This is a genomic window from Winogradskya humida (assembly GCF_016862215.1).
Lineage (GTDB): Bacteria > Actinomycetota > Actinomycetes > Mycobacteriales > Micromonosporaceae > Actinoplanes > Actinoplanes humidus.
Genome location: NZ_BOMN01000013.1, coordinates 277,577 through 303,009 on the forward strand (window position 1 = coordinate 277,577; position 25,433 = coordinate 303,009).

24 protein-coding genes are annotated in these 25,433 nt (G+C 70.3%); 11 read left to right on the forward strand and 13 right to left on the reverse strand.

Annotated features, from left to right (window positions below; genetic code table 11):
* Positions 1 to 24: 24 nt before the first annotated feature.
* Both Ahu01nite_RS06015 and Ahu01nite_RS06020 read right to left on the reverse strand, forming a co-directional pair.
* Positions 25 to 540 (reverse strand): hypothetical protein, encoded by a 516-nt coding sequence (locus Ahu01nite_RS06015; protein WP_203835372.1) that lies wholly within the window; start codon positions 538 to 540, stop codon positions 25 to 27.
* Between the two features lie 9 nt (positions 541 to 549).
* Positions 550 to 1,413, reverse strand: a complete 864-nt coding sequence (locus Ahu01nite_RS06020; protein ID WP_239158656.1) for a LysR family transcriptional regulator — start codon at positions 1,411 to 1,413, stop codon at positions 550 to 552.
* 101 nt (positions 1,414 to 1,514) lie between these two features.
* Between Ahu01nite_RS06020 and Ahu01nite_RS06025 the strand changes: the two genes are divergently transcribed.
* The 4 genes from Ahu01nite_RS06025 to Ahu01nite_RS06040 all read left to right on the forward strand — a co-directional run bounded on the left by Ahu01nite_RS06025 (position 1,515) and on the right by Ahu01nite_RS06040 (position 4,720).
* Positions 1,515 to 2,318 carry an NAD(P)-dependent oxidoreductase gene (locus Ahu01nite_RS06025; RefSeq protein ID WP_203835374.1) on the forward strand — a complete coding sequence of 268 codons (804 nt, stop codon included), beginning with the start codon at positions 1,515 to 1,517 and terminating at the stop codon, positions 2,316 to 2,318.
* Complete coding sequence (locus tag Ahu01nite_RS06030) at positions 2,315 to 2,728, forward strand: RidA family protein (RefSeq protein WP_239158646.1); 414 nt, start codon at positions 2,315 to 2,317, stop codon at positions 2,726 to 2,728. Before Ahu01nite_RS06025 ends, Ahu01nite_RS06030 begins: the two co-directional genes overlap by 4 nt.
* Before the next feature lie 274 nt (positions 2,729 to 3,002).
* The gene (locus Ahu01nite_RS06035) at positions 3,003 to 4,430 is read left to right on the forward strand and encodes a hypothetical protein (protein WP_203835375.1); all 1,428 of its coding nucleotides are present in this window, start codon (positions 3,003 to 3,005) and stop codon (positions 4,428 to 4,430) included.
* Complete coding sequence (locus tag Ahu01nite_RS06040) at positions 4,427 to 4,720, forward strand: hypothetical protein (RefSeq protein ID WP_203835376.1); 294 nt, start codon at positions 4,427 to 4,429, stop codon at positions 4,718 to 4,720. The genes Ahu01nite_RS06035 and Ahu01nite_RS06040 overlap by 4 nt, the downstream gene beginning before the upstream one ends.
* 79 nt (positions 4,721 to 4,799) lie before the next feature.
* Here the strand turns inward: Ahu01nite_RS06040 and Ahu01nite_RS06045 are convergent, their stop codons facing one another.
* From Ahu01nite_RS06045 to Ahu01nite_RS50210, 9 genes are all read right to left on the reverse strand, one after another.
* Complete coding sequence (locus Ahu01nite_RS06045; RefSeq protein WP_203835377.1) at positions 4,800 to 5,870, reverse strand: polyprenyl synthetase family protein; 1,071 nt, start codon at positions 5,868 to 5,870, stop codon at positions 4,800 to 4,802.
* 174 nt (positions 5,871 to 6,044) lie between these two features.
* The gene (locus Ahu01nite_RS06050; protein WP_203835378.1) at positions 6,045 to 7,412 is read right to left on the reverse strand and encodes an alkaline phosphatase family protein; all 1,368 of its coding nucleotides are present in this window, start codon (positions 7,410 to 7,412) and stop codon (positions 6,045 to 6,047) included.
* Positions 7,409 to 8,560, reverse strand: a complete 1,152-nt coding sequence (gene eboE / locus Ahu01nite_RS06055; protein ID WP_203835379.1) for a metabolite traffic protein EboE — start codon at positions 8,558 to 8,560, stop codon at positions 7,409 to 7,411. The genes Ahu01nite_RS06050 and eboE overlap by 4 nt, the downstream gene beginning before the upstream one ends.
* Entirely contained in the window at positions 8,560 to 9,411 is an 852-nt protein-coding gene (locus Ahu01nite_RS06060) for a TatD family hydrolase (protein WP_203835380.1), read from the reverse strand. The genes eboE and Ahu01nite_RS06060 overlap by 1 nt, the downstream gene beginning before the upstream one ends.
* Positions 9,411 to 10,073 carry an EboA domain-containing protein gene (locus Ahu01nite_RS06065; RefSeq protein ID WP_203835419.1) on the reverse strand — a complete coding sequence of 221 codons (663 nt, stop codon included), beginning with the start codon at positions 10,071 to 10,073 and terminating at the stop codon, positions 9,411 to 9,413. The genes Ahu01nite_RS06060 and Ahu01nite_RS06065 overlap by 1 nt, the downstream gene beginning before the upstream one ends.
* Complete coding sequence (locus Ahu01nite_RS06070) at positions 10,073 to 10,930, reverse strand: sugar phosphate isomerase/epimerase family protein (RefSeq protein ID WP_239158647.1); 858 nt, start codon at positions 10,928 to 10,930, stop codon at positions 10,073 to 10,075. The genes Ahu01nite_RS06065 and Ahu01nite_RS06070 overlap by 1 nt, the downstream gene beginning before the upstream one ends.
* Positions 10,931 to 10,974: 44 nt before the next feature.
* On the reverse strand, positions 10,975 to 11,823 hold the full coding sequence (locus Ahu01nite_RS06075; protein WP_239158648.1) for an SCO3242 family prenyltransferase: 849 nt from the start codon (positions 11,821 to 11,823) through the stop codon (positions 10,975 to 10,977).
* Positions 11,824 to 11,828: 5 nt separating this feature from the next.
* The gene (locus tag Ahu01nite_RS06080; RefSeq protein WP_203835383.1) at positions 11,829 to 13,220 is read right to left on the reverse strand and encodes an inositol-3-phosphate synthase; all 1,392 of its coding nucleotides are present in this window, start codon (positions 13,218 to 13,220) and stop codon (positions 11,829 to 11,831) included.
* 469 nt (positions 13,221 to 13,689) lie between these two features.
* Positions 13,690 to 15,390, reverse strand: coding sequence for a serine/threonine-protein kinase (locus Ahu01nite_RS50210; protein ID WP_239158649.1), 1,701 nt, complete (start codon positions 15,388 to 15,390; stop codon positions 13,690 to 13,692).
* A gap of 276 nt (positions 15,391 to 15,666) precedes the next feature.
* Here Ahu01nite_RS50210 and Ahu01nite_RS06090 point away from each other — a divergent pair, with 276 nt between their 5' ends.
* Both Ahu01nite_RS06090 and Ahu01nite_RS06095 read left to right on the forward strand, forming a co-directional pair.
* Positions 15,667 to 16,599, forward strand: a complete 933-nt coding sequence (locus Ahu01nite_RS06090) for a glycosyltransferase family 2 protein (protein ID WP_203835384.1) — start codon at positions 15,667 to 15,669, stop codon at positions 16,597 to 16,599.
* A 22-nt stretch (positions 16,600 to 16,621) separates the two neighbouring features.
* Positions 16,622 to 17,782 (forward strand): glycosyltransferase, encoded by a 1,161-nt coding sequence (locus Ahu01nite_RS06095; RefSeq protein ID WP_239158650.1) that lies wholly within the window; start codon positions 16,622 to 16,624, stop codon positions 17,780 to 17,782.
* On the opposite strand, the gene Ahu01nite_RS06100 is transcribed toward Ahu01nite_RS06095, so the two are convergent.
* A complete protein-coding gene (locus Ahu01nite_RS06100) occupies positions 17,697 to 19,163 on the reverse strand; it encodes a class I SAM-dependent methyltransferase (RefSeq protein WP_203835386.1) in 1,467 nt (488 codons plus the stop codon). The two genes, Ahu01nite_RS06095 and Ahu01nite_RS06100, sit on opposite strands and share 86 nt — an antisense overlap.
* A 53-nt stretch (positions 19,164 to 19,216) precedes the next feature.
* Positions 19,217 to 20,065, reverse strand: a complete 849-nt coding sequence (locus Ahu01nite_RS06105; RefSeq protein ID WP_203835387.1) for a hypothetical protein — start codon at positions 20,063 to 20,065, stop codon at positions 19,217 to 19,219.
* A 263-nt stretch (positions 20,066 to 20,328) separates the two neighbouring features.
* Here Ahu01nite_RS06105 and Ahu01nite_RS06110 point away from each other — a divergent pair, with 263 nt between their 5' ends.
* From Ahu01nite_RS06110 to Ahu01nite_RS06130, 5 genes are all read left to right on the forward strand, one after another.
* Positions 20,329 to 21,228 carry a MerR family transcriptional regulator gene (locus tag Ahu01nite_RS06110; RefSeq protein WP_203835388.1) on the forward strand — a complete coding sequence of 300 codons (900 nt, stop codon included), beginning with the start codon at positions 20,329 to 20,331 and terminating at the stop codon, positions 21,226 to 21,228.
* Positions 21,225 to 22,013: a class I SAM-dependent methyltransferase gene (locus tag Ahu01nite_RS06115; RefSeq protein WP_203835389.1), complete on the forward strand. Its 789-nt coding sequence runs from the start codon at positions 21,225 to 21,227 to the stop codon at positions 22,011 to 22,013. The genes Ahu01nite_RS06110 and Ahu01nite_RS06115 overlap by 4 nt, the downstream gene beginning before the upstream one ends.
* 196 nt (positions 22,014 to 22,209) lie before the next feature.
* Positions 22,210 to 23,469 (forward strand): molybdopterin molybdotransferase MoeA, encoded by a 1,260-nt coding sequence (locus tag Ahu01nite_RS06120; protein WP_203835390.1) that lies wholly within the window; start codon positions 22,210 to 22,212, stop codon positions 23,467 to 23,469.
* 17 nt (positions 23,470 to 23,486) lie between these two features.
* Positions 23,487 to 24,143 carry a pyridoxine/pyridoxamine 5'-phosphate oxidase gene (locus tag Ahu01nite_RS06125; protein ID WP_239158651.1) on the forward strand — a complete coding sequence of 219 codons (657 nt, stop codon included), beginning with the start codon at positions 23,487 to 23,489 and terminating at the stop codon, positions 24,141 to 24,143.
* A gap of 280 nt (positions 24,144 to 24,423) precedes the next feature.
* Positions 24,424 to 25,293 carry an endonuclease/exonuclease/phosphatase family protein gene (locus Ahu01nite_RS06130; protein WP_203835392.1) on the forward strand — a complete coding sequence of 290 codons (870 nt, stop codon included), beginning with the start codon at positions 24,424 to 24,426 and terminating at the stop codon, positions 25,291 to 25,293.
* The last annotated feature ends 140 nt before the right edge of the window (positions 25,294 to 25,433 follow it).

The following is a 25,433-nucleotide window of genomic DNA, read 5'->3' on the forward strand; positions in this document are numbered from 1 at the left end:
CGACACCGGCACGCAGCGCGATCACTAAACCCCGAGGTCGGGGAAGCTGCCGAACGGGCCGATGCGCCCGACCGCCGGGGTCAGCGTCAGCTCCCCCGCGGGGACCGTGGCCAGGTCCGGCAGGTGGAGCGCGCCCGAGACCATGCCGAGGGTGATGTGCGGCCGGAAGTCCGGGCCGACGTTGCCGAGCGGTGGGCCGGCCGGCAGGTCCAGGGCGCTGCTGTGCAGGGCGTCCAGGTCGGGCCGGCGGACGATCTCCAGCCCAAAATAGCTGCCACCGGTGGGCACGTAGTAGTCGCCCGCCGGGACATCGGCGAACAACAACCCGATGATCTTCACCGTGAGCGGGCCGGGGTGGGCGCGGACCCAGGCGTCGAGCGGGGCGCGGTCCTCGGTGTCGATGTGCAGGATCGAGACGTGCGGCGGGGCCTTCGGGCCGGCCAGGTTGAGCGGGCCCGCGGCGGCGCCGATCGTCCGGGCGAGGGCGGCGAGGGTCGCGCTGGTCGCGGGGTCGGGGAGCAGGACGATTCCGTACGGCATGACGGCTCCTCAGCGGGCGAGTTGCTGGGCTGTTTCGGACAGATGGTCCAGCACTGCGGCTACGGGCGGGGATGGTGTTCTCGTCGTGGCGGCGTACACCCGGCGTACTGATGCATCATCGCGGTGGATCCGCAGCAGTGAGATGTCGCCGGGACGGGCGCGCAGCGCCAGAGCGGGGACCAGAGCGACCCCCAGACCGGCGGCGACGCACCCTAGTTTGCCCGTCCATTCCGCGGCGACGATGCCGGTCCGGGGCCGGAAGCCGGCGGGCAGGGTCGCGCGCAGCAGTTCGTCCTCCGCGGTGGCCGAGCCGGCGATGAAGGCCTCGTCGCTCAGCTCCGCGAGCCGCACGGTCCTACGCCCGGCAAGCCGATGCCCGGCCGGGACCGCGACCAGAAGCTCCTCATCGAGCAGGTGGCGCAGGGTCAGGCGCGTGGAGGCCGGCGCCGGCCCGCTGATCACCACAACATCGGCGTCACCCGACTGCAACCGCTCCAGCAACGCGGGCGTCCGGCCTTCGATCAACTGCACCTCAACCTTCGGGTACGCCCGGAGCAGAGCCGCCAGAGCCCGGGGCACGAGCGCCGCCACCGCCGTGGGAAACGCCCCGACCCGCACCCGCCCACCACCCAGCCCCCGCAACGCGGCAAGATCGGCCCGCGCGGTCGCCAGCCGGTCCAGCACGGCGTTCGCATGCGGCAGCAGACTGTTTCCCGCATCGGTCAGCACCACCCCACGCGCCACCCGCTCGAACAACCGCTCCCCGACCTCGCCCTCCAGCACTGCGATCTGCCGCGACACCGCCGACTGCGTGAACCCGAGCGCCCGCGCAGCCGCGGTGATCGACCCCGTCCGAGCCACGGTCCGAAACACATCCAACGAGTCAGTCTGCACCGTACGCATGCTAGTCACGCATGTCATCCATGCAGAACATTCGCTGGTGGCATAGCAGCCGCGCTCGCTACCGTCGCCGCATGATCTCGGTAGCCGTACTCGGCGCGGGCCGGATGGGCACCGCCATCACCCGCCGCCTCACCACCCGCGGCCACGATGTGACGGTGTGGAACAGATCGGGGGTCCACAACGCCACGTCCCCGGCCGACGCGGTCCGCGATGCCCAGGTGGTCATCGTGATGGTGACGGACGCGGCCGCGGCCGACGAGGTCCTGCGTGACGCCGCACCGGGCCTGCGACCGGGCAGCGTCGTCCTGCAGATGTCCACGATCTCGCCGGACGAGGTGCGCGCACTGGCCGCCCGCTGCCCGGTCCCGCTGTGGGACGCCCCGGTCAAAGGCAGCGTCCCCGCCGCCGAGTCAGGCTCGCTCACCATCCTGCTCGGCGAGGACAGATCGGGCCTGGGCGGCGAGGACGGTCCCGGCCTGGGCGGCGAGGCTCAGGTGGTGCTGGCTGAGCTTGGGGAGGTTCGGCGTTGTGGCGGGGTGGGGGCAGGGTCGGCCGTGAAGCTTGTGCTCAATGCCGCACTGGTGACCGGGATAGCGGCTCTCGCCGACGTCATGGCGCTCGCGGCAGCCGTGGGAGTCGACCGGGAAACAGCCTGGGACGTCCTCGGCTCCAGCGCCCTAGCCGCCGCGGTCCCCCGAGCCCGGGCAACCGGCGCCGACTTCCCCCTCGCCCTGGCCGCCAAGGACACCGCACTCGCCCTCACGGCACTCCCCTCCGCCCCGCTCCTGGCCGCGACGGCCAACGCCCTGCGCTCAGCCCTGAACCCCGCAGCCGACATCGCAACCCTCACCACCGAGACCGGGGAGACCGAGTGAAAACCGATTTGGACAATCCGGCTGGCGTGGCCGCGCCGTTCGGGGATCGCTTCGCGCACGTGGCGCGCGTCGACATGCCCGGCGGCGGGGCACTGCTCATGCTCTCCGGTCAAGTAGCCGTCGACGACACCGGCGCGATCATCGCACCCGGGGACGCGGGAGCCCAGGCGGAGCAGATCTTTGACCTGATCGCACAACTACTAGCTGCGCACGGCACCGAGCTGCACGGCGTACTGCATATCCGGACGTTCATGACGGACCTTGACGACCTGCCGGCGTACGCAAAGGTTCGGAATCGGCTCTTCACCGCGACTCCCCCGCCGGCCAGTACCACCGTCGAGGTCGGGCGACTCTTCCTGACCGGGGCGGTGCTCGAGATCGAGGTGACCGCGGCGGTGCCGGCCCCCTGAAACCGGCGACGGGCCCTGTTCAGCGCATGCTGAACAGTGCCCGTCGAGGTACCCGGTGAAACGCTGCGCGTGTCATGCTTCGGGCAAAACTGTGGATCCGGCGGAGGTGCCGACCATGTTCATGCCACGTTTCCCCGAGCAGTACCCCCGGCCGGCCCTGCCCGCGCAAATGCCATCGGCTCTGCCCGGGCGGGTGCGACCGCCCACCTCGGGTCCGGGCCTCGTCGCACCTTTTCCCTTCCCACAGGACGTTGATCGCCCCCCGGAGGCGACGATGCCCACAGAGGCGACGCAGCCGCCGATTCGCGAGCAACTGTCCGTGCCGGAGCCGACGGCCCTGGAGACCGAGGCCCGCTACGCGCCGATGTGGCAGAACGCGATCAGCTCGGCCGGCCAGATCTGTGCGATCGCCGAGAAGGACCGGCTCGATCGAGTGCACGGGGCTGCGACCCGCCTGAGAGATCAACTGACCGAGTCCCGCACTGTGGCCCGTGGCGGTGAGCCTCAGCCGGTGCAGGCGGTCCGGCTGCTCACCGCCGGTCGCGCCCTGGCCCGGGAGCTGGACGTCCTCGAATCTCTGGGTGTGCTGCACGAGGGGCAGCACGAGCGGATGCAAGCCGGGCTCGACAGTATCGCGGGTCTCCTGGGAACCGACGTCGAGGATCTGACCGAGCGGGCACGCGGCCCGCGCTGGCTCGAGGTGGCGTCCCCATCGCACGGTGCAGTCGATGCGGAGCGCAAATGGGGCCGCTTCAACGCCAATTACGTAGATGCCCGCCGAGCCGGGACCGTGGTCATCGCCGACCACTGCGAGTTCGAGGCGACGGACCGCTATCGCATCGACCGGCTGTCGGTGGAGGCGTCAAGCATCTACGACGACCGAGGCGCGCTCGAGGCACTGGCGGAGGTGCTGGACAACCCCTCCGAGCAGTCGGTCAGAGCTCTCCGGAAGCACCTCAAGCGGATCACGGCGGCGAACATGCCCGAGCCGGGTCAACAGCGTTATCGGCAGAAGCTCTCGGAGCGGACCCGTACCGAGGTCGCCGAGTGCGATGTCGTGATCGCCGGTGACGGCACGGACCTGCACGGCACCACCCGTTATCACTTACGGCAGGTGAACGTGCCACTGGCCGAGTTGTTGCTGGAGCGCGAGGACCTGATCTGGGCTCTGGCCGGACGGGGTCCCGCGAGCAACGACCGGCGGGACCGCGAGGCCATGCAGCAGCCGATCCTGAAGGCCCTGCGCGAGATCGGGGACGACACCCTCCTGCGGCACACCGGCCGAACCGACGGGGACACCATGGTGCGACAGCAATTCCGCGGCACCAAGGTCGACCTCGCCGCCGCCGTGATGATCGGCGCCGGGAACCACTTGACCCGCATCAGCGAGGTCGATCGCGGCCGCACCCGGGACGGCAACCTCGCGCGTTTCCACCGTTGCCTGCGGGAGACGCGTGCGGCGCGAGCCACCGAACGGGCCGGACAGATCGACCAGGCGCGGCAGGCCGACCCGGCGCGGCGGGCCCAAGCGGCGGTGCAGACCCAGGTGGCGGAGCAGGCCCGCCTGGCCGAGCAGAAGCGGGCGACCGTGCGCGCACGGCTGGACGAGCTGGCTAGCCACACGCCCGGGGCCGCCCGGACCAGGCAATCACAGCCGGGATACCCGACGCGGGTCTTTCCTCAGGGAGGGACAGGCCGATGAAGTGGATCGCCGCCGTCGTTGCTGTGGCCCTGCTGGCCGGCTCGGGCGTCTTCTTCGCTCTGCAGGGCCTTGATCGCTCGGACAAATTCGCAAGCGTCGGTGGGTTCCTCCTGGCCCTCGCCGTCGCGATCGTCAGCGTCTTCCTGCACTTTCGTGGCCGGGACCGGGCAGGAGAGCAGAGTTCGGCGCACGTCAGAAATCACATTCACGACAACGATGTAGTCATCACCGATCCCGTGGGCCACATCAGTTTCACGATCGACAGACGCAAACGCCACTGGCTTTCCTAGTACTGCTTTGTCATGGCGTAACTGGTGGACACCGACCGGTTAGCGCCCGGTGAGCAGCCGCCCGCTCAGAACTCCTGCTTCAGTGGTCGCGGGCGATGACCGACGAGGCCAGCTCGGTCAGGGCCGCACGGGCCTCGTCGGTGAGCGGCGCCTCGGCCAGCGCAGCGGTCGACTCGGCGGCCCGGCGGCGGATGAGGTCCTCGATGTCCTCCCGGGCGCCCGTGACGGTGATGATGTCGCGGAGCTCCGCGGCGCCGGCGTCATCGAGGGACGCTGTGCCGAAGAGTTCGCGGATGCGGGCGGCCTGCGTACGCGAAGCTCGGTCCCGGGCCATGGCCACCATGACGGTGGGTTTGCCCTCGCGGAGGTCGTCGATGACCGGTTTGCCGGTCCGGGCGGGGTCGCCGAAGACGCCGAGGACGTCGTCGCGTAGCTGGAAGGCGTCGCCGAGGGGGTCGCCGAAGGCTTGGAGGGCGGTGTGCAGGGCCGGGCCGGCGTCCGCGAGGGCCGCGCCGATCTGCAGGGGGCGGGTGACGGTGTAGCGGGCGGCTTTCATGCGGATCACGGTGAGGGCGCCTGCCACCGAGCCGTCGCCGACGCCGGAGACCAGGTCGAGGTACTGGCCGGCGATGACTTCGGTGCGCATGACGGTGAAGAGTTTGTAGCCGCGGTGGATACCCTCGATGGGCAGGCCGGACTCGTGGAACAGGTGATCCGCCCACGCCGCGCAGAGGTCGCCGCAGAGCAGGGCGGCGCTGTTGCCGTAACGGACGGCTTCGCCTTTCCAGGAGTGGCGGGTGTGGACGTCGGCGAAGTGGCGGTGGACGGTCGGGTGGCCGCGGCGCAGGTTGCTGCCGTCCATGATGTCGTCGTGGATGAGGGCGAAGGCGTGGAAGAGTTCGAGGGCGGCCGCGGCGGTGACGATCTGCTGGCCGTCGGGGCGGCCCGCGCCGCGCCAGCCCCAGTAGCAGAACATCGGGCGCAGGCGTTTGCCGTCGGCGAGCACGAAGCGGCGCACGGCGTCCAGAACACCCCGCGGGGTGCCGTCAGGCCAGTGCGGTCGCTGTTTGTCCAGGTACGCGATGAGTGCCGCCTCGCATCTCCGCGCCAGCCCCGCCGCGTCGGTCTCCGGCGCGATCTCGACCGTCATGCTGTGCTCTCCCTACGCATGCCCTCATGGCCCTCACCCTCACGGCCGTCCGCCGCTGACGGGCGGCGTAGCTCGGTGCAATCGGTCATGCTGTGCTCTCCTTACGCATGCCCTCATGGCCCTCACCCTCACGGCCGTCCGCCGCTGACGGGCGGCGTAGCTCGGTGCAATCGGTCATGCGAGGTCCGCCAGCCGCAGGAGCAGGTCTTTCACGTCGGTCGCAGCGAACGAGTCGCGGGCGGCGGCCGCGTCGGTGCAGAGCAGGACGGGTGCGTCGAGGGGGTCGGCCGGGAGGCGGCCGTGCGAGCCACGGACCGCTGCGGCACCGGCGTCGAGGCCGACGACGTTCATCGTGTAGCGCAGGCCGATCTTCTTGCGGAGCAGGGCGAGACCGGCACGCCCCTTGGCCGCGCCGGGCCCGGCCGGGTCGAAGAAGAGTTCCGCGGGGTCGTAGCCCGGTTTGCGGTGGATCTCCACAAGGCGCGCGAAGTCGGGTGCGCGAGCGTCGTCGAGCCAGTAGTAGTACGTGAACCAGGCGTCCGGCTCGGCGATCAGGACGAGGTCCCCCGACCGCTCATGGCCGAGCCCGCCCTGGTCCGACTTGTCCAGGACGGATTCCACGCCGGGCAGGTCAGCGCACAGTTTGGCGATTTCCGGAATATCCGTTTTATCGCGAACGTAGACGTGTGCAATCTGGTGATCAGCCACGGCGAACGCCCGCGAGACCCACGGATCGAGGTACTCCATCCCCGCCTGCGTGTAGACCTCCAGATGACCCGACCGCCGCAGGGCACGGTTGATGTCCACCGGCCGGCTGACATCCGTGATCCCGTACTCCGACAGAACGACAACGGTCGCGTCACGAGCGGCGGCCGCGTCCAGCACCGGAGCGAGGACAACGTCCAGCGCCGTGGCGGCCGCCACGGCCTCGGGACCTGACGGGCCGTGGCGCTGCAGGTCGTAGTCGAGGTGGGGAACGTACACGAGGGTGAGATCGGGGTTGTGGTCCTGCATGATCTGCACGGCTGCCCGGCAGATCCACTCCGAGGACGGCATCCCCGCGTTCGCGCCCCAGTAACTGAACAGCGGGAACGGCCCGAGCCGGGAGACCAGTTCATCATGCAGAGACGGTGGGTACGTGTAGCAGTCCGGGTCCTTGCGCCCGTCCGCGTGGTAGATCGGCCGTGGGGTGACCGTCCAGTCGACGGCCGCGCCCATGGCGTACCACCAGCAGATGTTGGCCACCGTGTAGCCGGGCCGGACCGCCCGGGCCGCATCCCACAGTTTCTCCCCGCCGACCAGCGCGTTGTGCTGGCGCCAGAGAAAGACCTCCCCCAGCTCGCGGAAATACCAGCCGTTGCCGACGATCCCGTGCTCGGCGGGCAGCACCCCGGTCAGGAACGTGGACTGCACCGAGCACGTCACCGCGGGCAGCACCGTGCCCAGCGAGGCCCGGAACCCGCCGAGACGCGACAACCGCGGCATGTGCTGCAGCAGCCGCGGCGTCAGGCCGACGACGTCGAGCACCACCACCGGCTTCATGACGGCACCCCCTGCGTGACGGCGAGACCCAGCGCGGTGAGCTGCGCGCGGGCGAAGAACAGCTCGGACGCGATCCCGTTGGCAAGCTCAGCGGGTCCGTCCGGCCGCGAGGCGGGCGGCAGGACATTCCACGTGTACGTCTCCACGTCGAAGTGGTCGCACAGCGCCGTGTCACCGCCGGCGATTTCCCGTAACGCGTCGGCCAGGACCCCGACGGTGGTGCGCAGCGGGGGAACGGGTGGCTGGTGCAGCGGCACGTGGTAATGGATTCGCCACGGCTGTTCGTCCGCTCCGGGCGTACACAAGGCTTCGTCCAGATCGTCGGCCGACAGGCCGTGCGGCCCCCGGGTCTGATGCAGGAACCGGCGCTCGGCGTATTGGCTCAGCACCACCGCGTCGCGGTGCGGATCCTCGCTCACCAGCGCCGCGGAGATCTGGGTCTTCACGATCGGGATGCCGGCCTCGCGCAACCGGCCCACCGCCTCGGCGGGCTCCTCCCACGCGCAGGCGAGATGGGCCAGGTCGAGGCACACGCCCAGCACGTCGGTGTCGGCCTCACCGAGCAGCGCGACGGCCTCCGCGGTCGTCTCGACGATGCATCCCGGCTCCGGCTCGAACGCCACCCGCACCGGCCGCGGCAGCTGGTGCAACTGCCGGGCCAGCTCGTCGAGAGCCCGACGGCACGCCGACGCCCGCGCCGCGTCCCACGGATCACGCCAGGCCAGCGGCAGGGTCGACACCGATCCCCGCACGGCATCCGCAGGCAACAGATCAGTCAAAATCTTAGCCAGATCCATCGTGTACGCCAACCGCTGCGGCGTCGTCCAATCCGGCTGGTACACCGCGTACTTCACCACGGGCGCCTGGAAGGACTGATAGGGGAACCCGTTCAGGGTCACCACCTCGAGCCCCCGCGCCGTCAGCGCACTGCGCAACCGCTGCCGCGCGGCCCCGTCCGAGGCGAGCCCCGCGGCGACCGGAGCGGCCAGCCACAATCCCAGACCCAGAACATCGGCCCCGAGACGTTCCCTGATCGGTACGGCGTACGTGTCGAGCTGCTCGAGAATGCCCGCCAGATCCTCGGCGGCATGCACGTTCGTGCAGTAGGAAAGATGCACGACCTGACCATCCGGATGCCGCAACCGCATCAGCTACCACCCCGCTTGACCGAACTCCCCGCGAACGTGGCCTCCGGCTCCGGCAACTCGGACAGATCAAGGCGCCCCGACTGTGCGTAGAACTCGATCGGATTGCGCCACAACACCTTGTCGACGTCATCGGCGCTGAACCCGGCATCGAGCATCGCCTCCCCGGTCGCCACGGTCAGCAACGGATCGGAATGCCCCCAGTCCGCCGCGGAATTCACCAGCACCCGCTCGATGCCGTACTCCTGAAGAATCGCCACCATTCTCGGCGGCGACATCTTCGTCTCCGGATAGATGGAGAACCCCGTCCAGCACCCGCTGTCCTTCACCACCGCCACGGTCACCTCGTTGAGATGATCGACGGCAACCCGTCCGGGCTCGATCCCCGACGCCGCAACCACATCGAGCGTCCGCCGCGTCCCCGCAGCCTTGTCCCGGTGCGGCGTGTGGACCAGCGCCGGCAACCCGAACTCCCGCGCCAGGTCCAGCTGCGCGGCGAAAGCCTCGTCCTCCGCGGGTGTCATCGAGTCGTACCCGATCTCCCCGACCGCGACGACCCCGTCCTTCTCCAGGTAGCGCGGAAGCAGATCCAGCACACCCTTGCAGCGCGGATCGTTGGCCTCCTTGGGATTCAGCGCGAGCGTCGCATGATGCCGCACCCCGTACTGCGAAGCCCGGTACGGCTCCCACCCCAGCAGCGAATCGAAATAGTCACCGAACGACCCGGGATTCGTCCGCGGCTGCCCGAGCCAGAACGCCGGCTCCACCACCGAGCGCACCCCGGCAGCCGCCATCCGCCGATAATCATCGGTCGTACGAGAGGTCATGTGGATGTGCGGATCAAAAACGCGCATCAGCCCTCCTTGGCCTTCCATCCCTTTGCCAGCGACTGGCGATTGAGCAGGGCAAGTGCGTCACCCGGCATCCGCCGCCCCGCCGCGGCCCGCTCCCTGGCCAGACCGCCGAGCATCTCCGCGAGCGGTTGGTCGGCCCGTTCCCCGAGCCGGTCGACAACGCTCAGCGGCACTTCCATGAACACGCACTTCACCACTCCCTGCCGCCACACCGCATCGTCAAGAAGAGCGGCACAAGGCCCGAGAGCAGCGGCGACAAGGCGTTTGTCGTTGGTCCGCAGGGCGTCCTCGATGAGCGGAACGCCCGCTTCCCCGAGGCCCAGATGCTCCAGCGCGTGCAGCACCGCCAGCCGTTCAGCGGGGTCGCCCCGCCAATAGAGCTCAGCAACCCGCCCCCGCACGGTCACCGTCGACGCCGCCCCCTCAGGCGCCCGGCCTTCCAGCGGCTCACCTGTCAATGCCAGCAGCAGGAGAACCCGGCCGGCCTGGCCCGCGGTCCACGACGGATGATCCGGCAACGGCCGGCGCCCGAGCATCCGCCCGGCCCGGGCGAAAAGCTGTCCGATGGCATCCGGATCGGCGCGCACCCTGGCCTCGGCCTCGGCGAACCAGCCGTTCTCCGGCACGCCCCCGAGCAGAGTCCGCAGCGTTTCGGGAGTCATCACCAGCCCTCCTTCTCGGCGCCGCGCAGAAATGCCAGCGAATCGCGGGCAATCGTCGGAGCAGCGTGGGAATGCCGCGGCAACTCCACCGCGACCAGCCCCCGATAACCGCCGTCGCGCAACGCCCGCAGCACCGGCGGGAACTCGATCTCACCGGTCCCGAACTCCAGATGCTCGTGCACCCCGCGCCGCATATCGTCAATCTGCACGTTGACCAGATAAGGCGCGGCAGCAGCGACACAATCGGCCACCGGCTCCGGCTCGTTCGCCCGGCAATGCCCGATATCCAGCGTCAACCCGAATCCGTCCGGCGCCCCCATCGCCTCCCGCAACCTGCGCCACCCCGCCAGATCCGCAACGAGCATCCCCGGCTCAGGCTCAAACCCCACAGGTACGCCGGCAGCGCCCGCAACCGCCGTGATCTCCGCACATCCGTCGACCAGCCGCTCCCACGCCGTACGCTCATCAACCCCGCCCGGCACAATCCCGGACCAGAACGAAACAGCCTCGGCACCCAGATCCGCCCCGATCGCCACCGCCCGCCGCAGAAACTCCAGCCGGTGCTCACGATCGTCGTGCAGGAGAGTCGGTGCATGCTTACGCCAGGGATCCAGCAGGAACCGGGCCCCCGTCTCGATGACGACGCCGAGCTCCCGCTCCCGCAGGAAATCGGCGACCTGAGCGACCTCCCGGCCCAGCCCCGCCCGGTACGGATCCAGATGATCGTGGTCAAGCGTCACCGCCACTCCCGCGTACCCGAGGTCAGCGATCACCGCCAGCGCATCCCGCAGCCGATGATTGGCGAACCCATTCGTCCCGTACCCGAACCGCAGCCCGCCGCCCTCCCCAGGCGCCACTCCACTCTCCCGGACGACTGCGGCCGGCCCTTCTCCACCCGCGGTCATGTCGGGGAGATCTTGCGGGCGAGGAGCCGGCCGGCGGGGGCTGCGGCGGCTACGGCAAGGGCGGTGAAGGTCCGGCCCGAGCGGGCGATCAGGGCTCCCTGGAGCGCGGGCAACGCGGTGATGCCCGCCCCGACAGCCGCCCGGACCCGGGGCGCGGACGGATCGGTGAAGAGCCGGAGCTGAGCGCGACCGTAGGTGGTGGCGTACTCCCCCGCCAGCATCGCTGTCACAGCGCCACCCCTGGCCGTCGCCGCAACCGTGATCCCCGCCGTGGTGGCGAGCGTCGCCGCGGGCAGGGCGGCCGGAACGCTCCCCGACACCTCACGGCGGGACAAGCTCGTAACGGTGTACGTATGGACTGCTATCGCTGCGGCGGCGGGCAATGCGCGTACGGTGCGACCGGGGCTCGCCCCGAGCAGCACATCGAGTGCGCGGCACGCGGCCATGCCCACCGGCCCGGCCGCGGTATTCTTCAACCGCAGGTCATAGGCCCAGACCGCGGCAGCAAGCGGCCCCGCGACCGACAGTGCGCGCCCACCCCCGGCCCGTCCCGCAACTGCCAGCCCAGCCACGGTGAGCCCCACGGCAACCCCCAGCGCCGCACTCGAAGAGATCCGCCCGGAGGGAATCGGCCGCTCGGGACGTTCCACGGCGTCAAGCTCCCGGTCCGCCCAGTCGTTCGCCGCCATCCCGGCCCAGTAAAGAAGAACGGAAGCAGAAGCAAGCCCAGCACTACCCCGCCCCACCACCCCAGCCGCCGCCGCCCCAGCCACCACATCCCCCGGCACCGACAACGCCGCCGGCGCCCGAACCAACTCAGCCAGCGCCCGCAATCGCGCCTTCACGGCACTCATTCGCGCGGCCCGGAATCACTCAGCCGACCCTGGCCCCGGACTACCTCCCGCTCACCCGCTCTGGCTCTGGCCGCTTCATGTGGAGCCGCCTCGCTCACCGCCGTTCCATGCGGCGCTGCCTTACTCACCCGCGCTTCATGTGGAGCCGGCTTACTCACGGCTGCTCCGTGCAGGGCCGCCTCGCTTATCGCAGCTTTATGCGGGGCCGGCTCGCTCACAGCGGCTTCGGGCGCGGCCGTCTTACTCACGGCCGCTTCGTGGAGGGCCGCTACGAACGTCGCGAGGGCGGCGTACTGGTCGGAGAGGGCGGACGGCCCGTCACCGAGCGGGTCCTTGAAGAAGAACCCAAGTTCCGGCAGCGCCCCTGCGCGCCCGGCGTGATGGGCGGCGGCGGTGAGCCGGGCCAGGTCGAGCACGAGCGGGGCTGCCAGGGCGGAGTCACATCCGTGCCAGGTGAACTCCATCCGCATCGCGGTGCCCAGGAACCCGGAAAAGGTCACCAGATCCCACGCCGTCTTGAAGTCCCCGATCTCCGCGACGTAGTCGATCCGGCTGGTCCCCTCGGGTTCGTACCCGAGCGCGTCCCCGAGCACCCGCTGCTTGCTGGCCACCTTCGCCGCGTTCGCAGCCGGATCGGCAAGGTTCGCCCCGTCGCCCCCGCCGAGCAGGTTGATCCCCGACCAGCTCGTCACCCGCAGATGCCGCAGCGCGAACATCGGCGCGAGCACGGACTTGACCAGCGTCTCCCCGGTCTTCCCGTCATTACCCGCATAGGGAATCCCTTCCCGCCGCGCCAACTCGTCCAGCGCCGGTATCCGCGCCCCGGTCGACGGCGTAAAGTCCACAAAGGAACAACCGGCCCGAAACGCAGCGTACGCAGCCAGCGCACTCGCCGGGATCACGCACTCCGAGCCGCTCAGAGCCGCTTCCAGCGCCTCGAGCGTGGCGTGCGCGGGGTGCGGTTCAAGGATCGGCTCCGTCGTGGCGACATCAACCACCACCACACGGTCGAGTGAGTGCCGTTCACGAAAGCTCCGCAGATCAGCACCGATCAGCGCTGCGACGTCAGCCTGACTGGCACCACCCGGAAGCGGCCGCAGCTCCCGCTCGATCCCGGCCAGCTCCCCACCCAGCGCCGCAACGAGTCGTCCGGGCACCACCCCGGCGGCGGCAAGCGCGTCAGCCTTCTTGACCAGCGGCAACGTGACCACATCATGCCCGCCGATAACAACGTCGGACCACCCGGAGAACGCGGGCCCCCGCATCTGAGGAAGCTCGGTGACACACCCAGCCGGCTCCGCCAACCGAGCCCGCAACGCCGCCGCCCCCACCGTCGCGGTAACGGCAACAGACCCCCGAGCCCCGATGAACCAGATTCCGGTACGCATACAGCATCCTCCCGGGGTCCACAGTCACGTAACACTTTGTGTCCCCTGTGTTACGTGAAGCGACGCTAACCCAGCCCCCAGGAAAAAGAAAACCCTCGATCGATAGAAACTTTCCCCATCGCGAGAAGGAACTTTCCGCAACCCCCAACAAAAGTCCCCACGAGCAGCCCCGAGGCACCCCCACCCCGCCGCCTCCACCCGGCCACATTCGTTCAAGCAGCGGATCGGGTCGGCGTCAAACGCCTCCGTGGTGATCTCGCCGTCGGGCACCATGGCGCAGCCGACCGGGGCCGGCCACATTCGTTCAAGCAACGGACCCGGGCCGGCCAGATCCGTTCAAGCAGCCAACCGGGGCCGGCCAAATCCGTTCAAAGCAGCCGACCGGGTCCCAGCCAAATCCGTTCAAGCAACCGACCCGAGGGCCGGCCACATTCGTTCAACCAACCGACCGAAGGCCGGCCAATTTTGTTCAAGCAGCCGACCGAGGCTCCTGGACCCATGAGCTGGCGTCGCCCGCCCCGTCCACCCGCCCGGCACGACCTACCGACCCGAGCTCGCCCACCGTTCCACCCTGGCCACCCCCACCCACCGCCGCAGAACTCGCCAACGGCACAAACAAAAGCGCCGCAGCCAGCGCCAAACTCGCAGCAGCCGCACCCACAGCCACCCGCCGAACCGAACCCGCCCGCAACCGGCCCCCGCCACGCTCGTCCGAGCCGCCATGCCCACCCAGGCCGACATGCTGTCCCGAGCCGCCGCGCCCACCCAGGCCGGCGTGCTGTCGCAGGCCGCCGCGCCCGCCCAAGCCGACGTGCTGTCGCAGGCCGCCGCGGCCGGCGTGCCCACCCGGGCCGGCGTGCCCACCCGGGCCGGCGTGCCCACCCGGGCCGGCGTGCCCACCCAACCCGCGTCTCCAGCCCGACCCACCGTGTCGACCTGGGCCGCCCGGCCCGCCGCGGTCAACGGATGCCGCTTTCGCCGGAATCGCGGAAAGCTTCTGCTGGCCAGCTTCTATCAGCGCATGCGTCCCATACGAACCGGATGCCTCAGCATCGGGCAACACGCGCGTCCGGTGCGGACCCGAACCGTCCGGCTCCCTCAGAACGCGAGTGCCATCCAGCTCGTCGAGATGCCCCCTCTGTGATGGCGCGCATGCAGCGGCTGCAACGGGCATGACCGTGGTCGTCGATCCGGCGCCGCCGGTGGCCTCCACGGAGACCGCCTGGGTGGTGGATCTGGCATGCATCGCGTACGTGCTCCGGGGCATCGCGACCGCAGCGGAGGCGTCCTGAGACTTCCACCGGCGGAAGCGGGGCGGCGAGCCCTTGCGCGAGCCCCGGGGAGGCTGGCGTGGGACCCGCGGCAGAAGACCACATGCTTCGCCCAGAACCTGTGCGACCTCGTCAGCCGTGGGCCGGTCGTCGGGAAGCTTGGCGAGACAGCGGCGCAGCACATCGGTGACAACCCGGGGAAGGCCACTGATCGCGGGGAGGGGTGCGGGCTCTGCGTTGAGGTGGGCCCTGACCATCTCGGTCACGGTTGTGGCCTGCCACGGCATACGTCCGGCGAGGGCGCGGTAGAGCAGCAGTCCGAGCCCGTACACATCTGTGGCGGGGCGTACCGGGCCGCCGTCGAGCCGCTCGGGGGCCAGGTAGGCCGGTGTGCCCAGGAGCTCGCCCCCGGTCTCGTCCGCTGAGCCGACCGCGGCGGAGATTCCGAAATCGACGAGTTTGATGCCGTCGCTGGTCACCATGATGTTGCCGGGCTTGACGTCACGATGGACGACGTTGCTGGCGTGCGCGGCGGCGAGGGCCGCAGCGACCTGGGCACCGATCAGCACTGCCGCGTTCCAGGGCAGGGGTCCGTCCGCGAGGACCTCGGTGAGGGTCCGGCCCTCCACCAGCTCCATCACGACGTACGGAACCGGTAGCTCACCGGGCAGCCCCGGCACCTCGCCGTAGTCGTATATCTCCACGATGTGCGGATGCTGCAACCCGGCCGCCGCCCGGGCCTCGAGGCGGATCCGTTCGAGATGCGCCGGGTCGGGGGCAGCGACAGCGGAGAGCACCTTTACCGCTACGTCACGCGCCAGAATTTCGTCGTAGGCGCGCCAGACGACGGCGGTGCCGCCGACGCCGAGCCGCTCGCGCAGCTGGAACCGATCTTTCACGGAGCCGCCTTGCCCGTGAAACCGGTGCGGGAAACCCGATAGTGATCGAAATCCACGAGTTCGCCGGAATTCCCTCCCGGGGCGTCCCCCTGAGCAGGTAGGCCCGTCCGCCGACGACGACACCAGATCCGCGCGGACCGTGACGCTGCCCTTGCCGAGACCGGGGGCACGCACGAGCCTCCTGAATTCGAGCGACCTTACATTTATCGTCGCGCATGCCAACCGCCGCCTGCTGTTCAGAGAACGGTCGCCGGCGGCCCCTACCGTTGCCGCGTCATGGACACCCCCGCCGAGGTGAGCGTGGTCATTCCGACCCGCAACCGTCCGGACCTGCTGACCCGTGCCGTCCGCAGCGTCCTCGCCCAGACCGTTCCGGAGCTTGAGGTCGTCGTCGTCATCGACGGCCCTGATGAGGTCACCACCAAAGCGCTCGCCGAGATCGGCGACCCCCGCGTCCGCGCGGTCCCCCTGGCGGAGAAGGGGGGCGCGCCGAACGCCCGGAACATGGGTGTCCAGGCTGCCAGTGCACCCTGGGTCGCGTTGCTCGACGACGACGACGAGTGGCTGCCGCAGAAACTCGCCGTCCAGCTCGCGCTCGCGACCCACGCCGACGTGCCGCGCCCGATCGTGGCTACGCGCCTGCTCAACCGCACACCCCGGGCGGAGTTCGTCATGCCACGCCGGCTGCCGGCCGAGGGCGAGCACCTGAGCGAGTACTTCACCGTGCGTAAGGGGCTCTTCCACGGCGAGGGCTTCATCCAGACCTCGACCATCCTGGCGCCGACGGAGTTGCTGCGCGAGGTGCCCTTCACCGTGGGGCTGCGCCGCCAGCAGGAGCTCGACTGGACGCTGCGGGCCATTCGCGCCGACGGAACGGGCCTGGTCATGGCCGACGAGGCACTGGTCATCTGGCACCAGGACGAGGACCGCGAGCGCATCAGCCTGCAGATGCCCTACGAATCCCAGCTCGCCTGGTTGCGGGCCAGCAGGGAACTCTTCACGCCCCGGGCCTACGCGGCCTTCACGCTCAGTGTCCTGAGCTCGATGGCAGCGCCGACCCGCAGCATGACGGTCTTCCGGGAACTGCTCGCCGAAGCCAGGGGGCATGGCCGCCCCGGCGCCGTCGACTACCTCACCCACCTGCAGATCTGGGCACTCCCCCCGCACGTACGTCACGTGCTGCGGGACAAGGTGCTGGGCCGACGGTGACCGGAAAGGTGCAGAACCGAGCATGAGCAGGGTCGTCGTCTGGCGCAGCGCGATGCTGCCCGCCTCGGAGACGTTCGTACGCGCCCAGGCCGCGGCGCTCACACGCTGGGAGTCCCGCTTCCTCGGCGCGTTCCGCGTCTCCTCCGTGCTCGCGCGGGAGGACGACGTCATCGTGTTCCCGCCGGGCTTCCTGCGGCTGCGGCTGATCGGCCGGTCTCCCCGGCTGCTCCGGGCACTGCGTGACCTGGGCCCGGATCTCGTCCACGCCCATTTCGGCGGTGACGGGTGGCTGATCAGCGCGACGGCCGCTGCTCTGGGGGTGCCGTTGATCGTCACATTGCACGGGCACGACGTGACACGCCAGCCGTACGCGAAGGGGTTGAAGGGTATCCGGCACCGCCGCAACCTCCGGACTGTCCTGCGGCGCGCGGCGGCCGTCCTCGCTGTCTCGGGACCGGTCCGGGAGAGGGCGATCGAGCTGGGTGCGGATCCGGCGAAGATACGTGTGCACCACACCGGCGTCGCCATTCCTCCCTCGCCCGAGGCCGGGCCGAAACGCTGGGACATCGTCTTCGTCGGGCGCCTCGTCGAGAAGAAGGGGCTCGACGACCTGATCGCGGCGACGGCCACCCTCAAGGATCTGGCGCCCCGCCTGCTGATCGTGGGCGATGGTCCGTGCGAGGCGGCTCTGCGTGCACAGGTGGAGGCTTCAGGCGTCGACGTCACGTTCGCCGGCGCCCAGGACCATGCGACCGCATGCCTGAGCATGGCCGGTGCCAGGATCTTCGCCTCGCCGTCGCGCACCGCGGCGGACGGTGACGCCGAGGGGCTTCCGACGACGATCCTGGAGGCGCAGGCACTCGGCGTCCCCGTGGTGTCGACCCGCCACAGCGGCATCCCCGAAGCCGTATCGCACGGTGTAACCGGCCTGCTGAGCGCCGAAGGCGACCGGAACGCGCTCGCCGCCCACCTGCGCAGCCTGCTGACCGACGAGGAGCTGCGGGCGCGGATGGGCCGGCAGGCTCGCGCCCATGTCGAGGCCCATTTCGACCTCGCCGCCCAGACCGCGCGCCTCGAAACCCTGTACGACGACATCATCAGCCACGCCGGCGCAGCACCCGCCGGGCGGCGCGGACGCCACCCACGAACGCCTGCCCCGCCCGTGCCGGACCTTTCCCGCTGAGCAGTTCCACCATGCGCTGAGCGCCTCGCAGGTCAGCCTCCCGCGCGGTCAGCTCGGTCTCGAAGAACGCCGCCTGAGCTCGCACCTCGGAGAGCTCCCGGGTGAGGCGTTCCCGGTAGGCCACGAGCTCCGCGAACGGCAGGCGGCGCGGCTCCGGTGCGTCCAGGCCGCCGGGTAGGGATCCGGCACCAGATGCCGGGTAGGTGTCGCCGGGGGCGAATCCGGCACCAGATGCCGGGTCGATATCGCCGGGGGCAGATCCGGCGCCGGACGCAGGGTCAATGTCGCGTCCCGCCATCCCGGCGAGGGTCCGCGTCAGGTCGTCCACCCCGGTGACCGCGGGCCACGGGTGGGGAAATCCGCCCCGGAGCAGCCGGACGGCGAGAGCACGCAGCGCTTGCCCGGGATCGCCCGGCTCCACCAGCGGTGAGAGCGCCCCACCCAGCCCGCTGATGATCTGGTCCGCCGGGACTCCCGCGTTCTCGCCACTCTGCCAGTCTGCGAGCAGCGCCCGCAGCACCGGCAGGTCCTGCCTGGCCGCCGCGTGGACGAGGCACCGCTCAAGGGTCGGCCCGGAGACCGCCCGCTGCGGGCCGACCTTGATATCGGGCAGAGACTCCTCGTCACGGGCCGCCACCACGATCCATCCCGGGGCGAGCACCGGCCCGACCCCGCACCGCAGGCTCTCGATCGCCAGCTCCACCGGGTCGGCTGTCATGTCGTCCGTGCCCGTGAACGCCCGCGCCAGCGCCGACTCAGCGACGCCGCTCCGGTCGTTCCCGTCGAGGATCAGCTCCGGCGCTTCCAGCCCGGGGTAGACGGAGTAGACGCGGCCCACTGCCCCGGCTGCTGCCCGGAGGGCGTCCGGGTTCACCGGACGGGTCTCGTCAGGAACCGGGGTCCATTCGGCGTCGGTCCGGCGGCTGCGGGGCGCGGCCAGGCGGTGCACGCCCAATGGGTTCTCGACGCCGACGACGAGGACACCTCCGGGTTCGAGCACGTTCTTGAGCATGGCGAGTATCTCGGCCCAGGTGAGTCCGTCGGTCTCCGCGGTATCCAGCACCTCCAGCCCGGCGAGCGCGATGATCGTGTCGAAGGTCCCCTCGGCGCTCAGCGTCGCCGGGCTGCCGCAGAGCACCGTGCGGCCTTCCCTTCCTGCCAGAAGCTCGGCGTCCTTCACGCCTCGGACCAGCACCGTCACCTCCGGCAAGGCATCAAGAAGCTCAGCCGCGTGCGGGCCGGCGACCAGGGTGCGACCCCTGGCTGCGGCCAGGAACGGCGCCAGCACCGCGCCACGGGCCGGGCCTGGCCCGTGGGCGCCGTCGAGGTCCGACCAGACCAGCATCTCGTCGCCGACGAACCGGACGCCTGCGGTCTCCACTGATGTCTCCTTGTCGTCGTCTGCCTGCGATGTTCGTTGCATTGCTCTGCCGGTCACAGCGCGTGTTCCTTCGCCCTGGCCGCCGCCCGCGTCCACCGGAACAGCTGCCGCAGCTCAGCCGGGGGCGCCATGCGATCGGCGCCGAGCTCGTTCACCGCGGCGGTGTAGGCAATTGCGACGTCGATCTGCTCGCCGTGCAACCCGGACCACTGCCGGCGGATCCTGGCCTGTCCCCCGTGCGTAGGGTCCTCGTTCTCAAGAACCATCGGATCGCCGTAAACGGCCGGTTCACAGCCCGCAAGAATCCCGTACCAGACGGCGCTGCTGAGCCGGTTGGACGCAACGCGCCGGTGCTGCCGCAGCTCGGTGAGCTGACGGTCGAGGAAATCCGGGTCCCCCGCCTGGTGCGCGTTCCCACGGTAACCGTGACAGATCACCCGGAAACCGGCGCGTTCGTAGCGCCGACGCACGTCCGCCGTAAAGAACTCCTGCCAGTAGAGGCAGACCGTGACCGGACCGGGCTCGGTGTGCTTGATCCGGTCGATCAGCCGGGCATGATCGCCGCGCACGTGCTGGCCTTCCCAGCCGTGAAACGGATACCAGATGGTGCCCTCCCGCGCCGGGGCCGCCGGCGGCTCGGGCCGGAGCCGGAGCAGGTAGGCCCAGGGCGCCCCCACCACGTAGGTCTCGCGCCGGCCCATGGACCAGGCCCGGCGACGGACCCGCTCGGACCACAGGAACAGCGGGACCCCCGCGACATACTCGTGGTCGGCCGCCATCCCGTCCCCGATGTTCCAGCCGTGCTGCAGGTAGCCATGGATCCGGGGAGGCGGCTCGCCCGGCACGCCGCAGTAGCGTGCCAGGACGGCGGAATGGCCGTAATAGTCGTTGGCCCGATGCACCGGGGGATTCTCGCCTGTATCCGGCGGTGGCGGCCACGACCTCGCGGACTGTTCCGCCAAGCGTCGCCAGGGTGTCGCCTGAAAGTTCCTGGCCTGCCCGTGCCCGTTCCGGCCGCCCGATCGTGATCATTGCTGGCTCCTGTATCCGGTTCCGACTTCGATGGCGGAAGTCTTGCACCGGGCGGAGATCGAAAAAACGTTGTCCACAGGCGAGCCTCGTCACCTTGACCCGTACCCTGAGGTGCGGGTTTATGGTCGTCGGCATGCGGGTGGGAGAGCTGGCGCGACGGACCGGGACGACCGTGCGCGCATTGCGTTATTACGAGGCGGCGGGCCTGGTCGTGCCCCGGCGGCTGCACAACGGCTACCGGGAGTACGAACCGATCGCCGAGCGGATGGTCGCTCAGATCCGGGAGCTGACAGCACTCGGTCTCAGCGTCGAGGAGACACGTCCGTTCGTGGAGTCGCTGGCCGACGGCAACACCGAGCCCGACGTGTGCCCGGCGGCTCTGGCCACCTACCGCAGCGCGATCACCGAGCTGCAGAAGCGGATCGGGACCCTCACCGCCCAGCGGGATGCGCTCGACGCCCGCCTGGACGCCGCTGCCAGTCAGGTCGTCAAACTCGGCGACGCGGGCGTCAGCGACCCGGGGCAGCTCGTCGGCACCCGCATGCCGTCGCTGCACTTCTACGGCAGTGACGGCCGGCCACTGGATCTCGGCGCGCTGGGTAGTGGCCGCACCGTCATCTTCATCTACCCGCTGACCGGACGGCCCGGCGTCGACCTGCCGAACGGCCTGAGTGAGATCCCGGGTGCTCAGGGCAGCACCGAGCAGGCTTCCTGGTTCCGCGATCACCACAGCGAGCTGCTCCGGGCAGGCGCCGCCCGGGTCTACGGACTGTCCGCACAGTCGACCGGCTATCAGCGTGAGCTGGTGCATCGGCTGCGCCTGCCGTATCCACTGGTGCCGGACCCTCGCCTGAGCCTGGCCGCCGCCATCGGGTTGCCCACCTTCACCGCCGGAGACATGACGCTCTACCTGCGCCTCACCCTGATCGTGCTCGACGACGTCATCGAGCACGTCTTCCACCCGATCGCGGAGCCGGCATCGCACGCCCTCGAGGTGATGCGCTGGCTCGTCCGACGCAAGGAGACCAAGTGACCAGCACCCATACCCCCGTTCGCAGGCCTGTTCCCGGCGGCGATGTCGACTACGAGACCGGCGGCCACGGATATGCCACAAGGCGGCGGCCCGACCCTCGTGTCGCCGCACTGGTCCACACCGCGCTGGGCGACGCCCGCACCGTGCTCAACGTGGGCGCAGGGGCCGGCTCCTACGAGCCCGGCGACCGCTACGTGCTGGCCGTCGAACCGTCAGCGACGATGCGTGCGCAACGCCCGGCAGGCACGGCACCGGCCGTGGACGCGACAGCAGAGCAACTACCGTTCGACGACGACTCCTTCGATGCCGCGATGGCGACGGTGACCGTGCATCAGTGGTCCGACACCCTCCGAGGCCTCGCCGAGCTACGCCGGGTTGCCCGTGGCCGCGTCGTGGTGCTGACCTTCGACGGCGACGCCCTCGACCGTTTCTGGCTCGCGGAGTACGCACCCGAGCTGATCGCGGTGGAGCGCGGCCGCTATCCCGCGATCGCGGACATCGCCGACGCGATCGGGAGCCCCGCCGACGTCATCGAGGTTCCCATACCGCTCGACTGCGTGGACGGGTTCACCGAGGCGTACTACGGCCGCCCCGAGCAGCTCCTGGACCCCGCGGTCCGCGCCGCTCAGTCCGCGTGGGGATTTGTCGACGAAACGGCGATCGCCCGCGCGGTCGGTGATCTCCGGGCAGATCTCGCCTCCGGGGCGTGGGACGCGCGTCATGGAAACCTGCGGACCCAGCCGGAGTTCACCGGTTCGCTGCGCCTCATCGTCGGCGGGCGCTGAAATGAGATCGCCGGTGGGTTCTGAGGCGAGATCGCCGGTGGGTTCTGACATGAGCACGCGGGTCCTGTCCCACGTCACGGACCACCCGTGCGCGGGGACGCTCGTGAGACCGGCGGGGCATTCGGGGGCGCTCGGGCGCCTCGGCGGGAGCAGGCCCGCTCGGCGGCAGCGCCGCATGGATGTGACACTCGCGGAGATGTCTGCCAACCGTGTATCCGGAACCCCCTGGCGTGAGGCCGTCTCGATCGCCTTCGCAGCCGCGGCCCCACTGCCTCCTGAGACCGTCGCGCTCCGTGATGCGGCAGGCCGGGTGACTGCAGCGGCCATCACCGCGCGCATGGACCTGCCTGGATTCGACACGGCAGCCATGGACGGGTACGCGGTTGCCGGCCCCGGCCCGTGGAGCGTCGACGGCAGGGTCATGGCCGGTGGAGAAGCATGGGCCCCCGACCTGGTCCACGGGCACTGCGTGGAGATCATGACCGGAGCAGCCGTGCCGGCAGGAGCCGACGCGGTGATCCCTTACGAGCAGAGCATCGTCGACGGAGCCGCGCACCGGACAGTGTCGGGGCAGGTCAGCACACGCACGCACATCCGGCGCGCCGGCGAGGATTCCCGGCTGGGCGACCCGCTCGTCCCGGCCGGAAGGCTCCTGACGCCGGCGGCCTGTGGCCTTCTCGCCCAGGGTGGCGCCGACACGGTCCCGGTCTACCGGAAGCCCCGGGTGCGGTTACTCGTCACGGGCGATGAGGTGGTTCCGGCAGGCGTTCCGGGCGCCGGCGAGGTGCGGGACGTGTTCGGCCCGATGGTCACGGCCCTCGTCGCCGCGATGGGCGGAGACGTCACCGACCACCGGATCCTGCGCGACGATCCCGCCCTGCTCGCCGAGTCGCTCCTGGCCGCGGACGCCGAGGTCATAGCGGTCAGCGGCTCGTCCTCGGCGGGCCGGGCAGATCACCTGCGCCCGGTCCTCGACAAGATCGGTGCACGTCTGCTGGTCGACCAGGTGGCATGCCGCCCCGGGCACCCGCAGGTCCTCGCATCGCTGCCCGGCGGGCGATGGCTGGTCGGGCTCCCGGGCAACCCGTTCGCGGGCCTGGTCGCCGCCATGACCCTGCTCCGTCCGCTGTTACGCGCGATGACCGGCTGCGCCATCGAGCACGCGGGCTCACCCACCCGGCCGGCCACCACCGGTCACGCCGACGCCTCAGATCCGGTGCTGGGCAACCGGGGTTCCACCCTTCTCCGGCTGCCCGTGATCGGTGACGTCCCGATGACACCCGGCGTGACACGGCTCGTCCCGGTCGTGGCAGAAGGTGACCGCGTCATCGTGGTGCCCGGCGCACGCCCGGCCAGTCTTGCCGGTGCCGCTGCGGCTGACGCTCTCGCCATCCTCGAGTACGGCTGGACGACCGGCGCACCTGCCGACCTGCTGCCCCTGACCGGGCTCCTGTGACAACAAGCGAGGACACCGTGAAAGACATCAGACAGTTGCTACGAGGCATCCCGGTCTTCGGTGGAGATCTCCCTTCGTTCGAGGTGGACAGCGCGCCCGAGCGCCCCGGCGAACTGTTCGTCGAGTGGCTCGCGGCAGCGCTGGACGCCGGGGTCCGGGAGCCCCACGCGATGACCGTGTCGACCATCGGTTCGCACGGCATACCGGACGCCCGGATGCTGATCCTGAAGAACCTCGACGCGCGGGGCTGGCAGTTCGCCGCCCACGCGGACAGCCCCAAGGGCCGCGACCTGGCCGCGACCCCCACGGCGGCGCTGACCTTCTACTGGCCGCTGCAGGCCCGCCAGATCCGGGTACGAGGTCCGGTCACCCCCGAACCGGCCGAGCACAGCGCCGCCGATTTTCTGGCCCGGCCGGCGGGTTCCCGGGCAGAGGCCTCCCTCGGCAAGCAGAGCCAGACCCTCCCCGACCGTAACGACCTGGAGACAGCGACCAAACAGGCACTCGCCACCATCGAGGCGACACCCGGCTACGTGGTGCCGGAGTGGACCCTCTTCACACTCGACGCGAAGACGGTCGAGTTCTGGCAGGGCGACAAGGCCCGCAAACACACCCGCCTGCGCTACACCGCGACCGGCAACAACCTGTGGACCCGGGAGGAACTCTGGCCATAGCGCGGGTGCGACACGGGCGCACGACATGACCAAGCGGGATGAGGCCGCCCCAGGGCGAGGCGGCCCGGATATGCGGCGCTGTCAGGGTGAGGCGCCCGGGCGTGCGGCGCTGTCAGGGTGAGAAGCCCGGGCGTGCGGCGCGGCCTGGGTGAAGCGGCCCGGGTGAAGCGGCCCGGGCGAGGCGGCCCGGGCGAGGCGGCCCGGGCGAGGCGCACAGGGGGTTCGTTAGGCTTTCGTGGTGAAGGAGCGGCGGTGGCGAACGGGAAGTGCACTTACCGCTGTGCTGGCTGTCGGGGTGGCCGGTGTGCTGTGGCTGCACCGGCTGGTGCCGGGGTGGCTGGGTACGGCCATCGACAGTGGACTTCCGTGGGTCGGGGTGGCGGTTCCGGTGCTGATCGCGGTGTCGGCGGTTCGGAGGTCGGTGCGGACGCTCGCGGTGTGCCTCGTTCCTTGTGTGGTGTGGGTGGTCATGTTCGGGCCGGTGCTCCTGCCAAGGTCGGGGGCCGATCACCACGATCTGCGTGTCGCGACGCTGAACCTCGGGGCGGGTAACGTCGAGCCGGAGGAGACTCTGCTGGCCGTTACGGCGACGGATCCTGACGTCCTCGTGCTGCAGGAGCTGACCGGGGTCAACGAGCTTGCGGCTACGAAGGCGCTCAAGCATGTGTGGCCTCATTACACCGTGTCCGGCACGGTCGGCGTGTGGAGCAAGGTGCCGCTGTCCGATGCCGCGCCCGTCGACATCGGGATCGGGTGGACGCGGGCGTTGCGGGTCACGGTGCCGACTGCGGACGGGCCCGTGCGGATCTATGCCGCACACCTTGCCTCGGCCCGGCCGGCGGCGACGAGCGCGCGGGACCGGACGCTCGTCGCGCTCGCCAAGGTCGTGGCTGCCGATGACAGTCCGCGGTTGCTGCTCGCCGGGGATCTGAACACGACGACCACCGACCGGGAGTTCCGCGAGCTCGCGCCGCTGAAGGACACGCAGGAAGAGGCGGGTTCAGGCTTCGGCTTCACGTGGCCGTCCAGGATCCCTCTCATCCGGCCGGACCACATCCTGCAGCGCGGCATGGCCACCGAACGTTCATGGGTGGTCCGCGCCCCCGGCAGCGACCACCGCGCCGCGATCGCCGAACTCGACACCGCCTGACAACGCGCTCACCACCACCGCGCCCGCCCGCCCGAAACGCAAGCGCCCACCCGAAACGAAAGCGCCATCCAAAACGCGAGCCCTCAGCTCAGCTCAGCTCAGCCCAGCCCAGCCCAGCCCAGCCCAGCCCAGCCCAGCCC

What these genes read in the sequence shown, in the direction of transcription:
- Ahu01nite_RS06015 (WP_203835372.1), bottom strand. Translation starts at nt 540, where the DNA reads ATGCCGTACGGAATCGTCCTGCTCCCCGACCCCGCGACCAGCGCGACC.
- Ahu01nite_RS06025 (WP_203835374.1), top strand. Translation starts at nt 1,515, where the DNA reads ATGATCTCGGTAGCCGTACTCGGCGCGGGCCGGATGGGCACCGCCATC.
- Ahu01nite_RS06035 (WP_203835375.1), top strand. Translation starts at nt 3,003, where the DNA reads ATGCCCACAGAGGCGACGCAGCCGCCGATTCGCGAGCAACTGTCCGTG.
- Ahu01nite_RS06040 (WP_203835376.1), top strand. Translation starts at nt 4,427, where the DNA reads ATGAAGTGGATCGCCGCCGTCGTTGCTGTGGCCCTGCTGGCCGGCTCG.
- Ahu01nite_RS06045 (WP_203835377.1), bottom strand. Translation starts at nt 5,870, where the DNA reads ATGACGGTCGAGATCGCGCCGGAGACCGACGCGGCGGGGCTGGCGCGG.
- Ahu01nite_RS06050 (WP_203835378.1), bottom strand. Translation starts at nt 7,412, where the DNA reads ATGAAGCCGGTGGTGGTGCTCGACGTCGTCGGCCTGACGCCGCGGCTG.
- eboE (WP_203835379.1), bottom strand. Translation starts at nt 8,560, where the DNA reads ATGCGGTTGCGGCATCCGGATGGTCAGGTCGTGCATCTTTCCTACTGC.
- Ahu01nite_RS06060 (WP_203835380.1), bottom strand. Translation starts at nt 9,411, where the DNA reads ATGCGCGTTTTTGATCCGCACATCCACATGACCTCTCGTACGACCGAT.
- Ahu01nite_RS06065 (WP_203835419.1), bottom strand. Translation starts at nt 10,073, where the DNA reads ATGACTCCCGAAACGCTGCGGACTCTGCTCGGGGGCGTGCCGGAGAAC.
- Ahu01nite_RS06080 (WP_203835383.1), bottom strand. Translation starts at nt 13,220, where the DNA reads ATGCGTACCGGAATCTGGTTCATCGGGGCTCGGGGGTCTGTTGCCGTT.
- Ahu01nite_RS06090 (WP_203835384.1), top strand. Translation starts at nt 15,667, where the DNA reads ATGGACACCCCCGCCGAGGTGAGCGTGGTCATTCCGACCCGCAACCGT.
- Ahu01nite_RS06095 (WP_239158650.1), top strand. Translation starts at nt 16,622, where the DNA reads ATGAGCAGGGTCGTCGTCTGGCGCAGCGCGATGCTGCCCGCCTCGGAG.
- Ahu01nite_RS06110 (WP_203835388.1), top strand. Translation starts at nt 20,329, where the DNA reads ATGCGGGTGGGAGAGCTGGCGCGACGGACCGGGACGACCGTGCGCGCA.
- Ahu01nite_RS06120 (WP_203835390.1), top strand. Translation starts at nt 22,210, where the DNA reads ATGTCTGCCAACCGTGTATCCGGAACCCCCTGGCGTGAGGCCGTCTCG.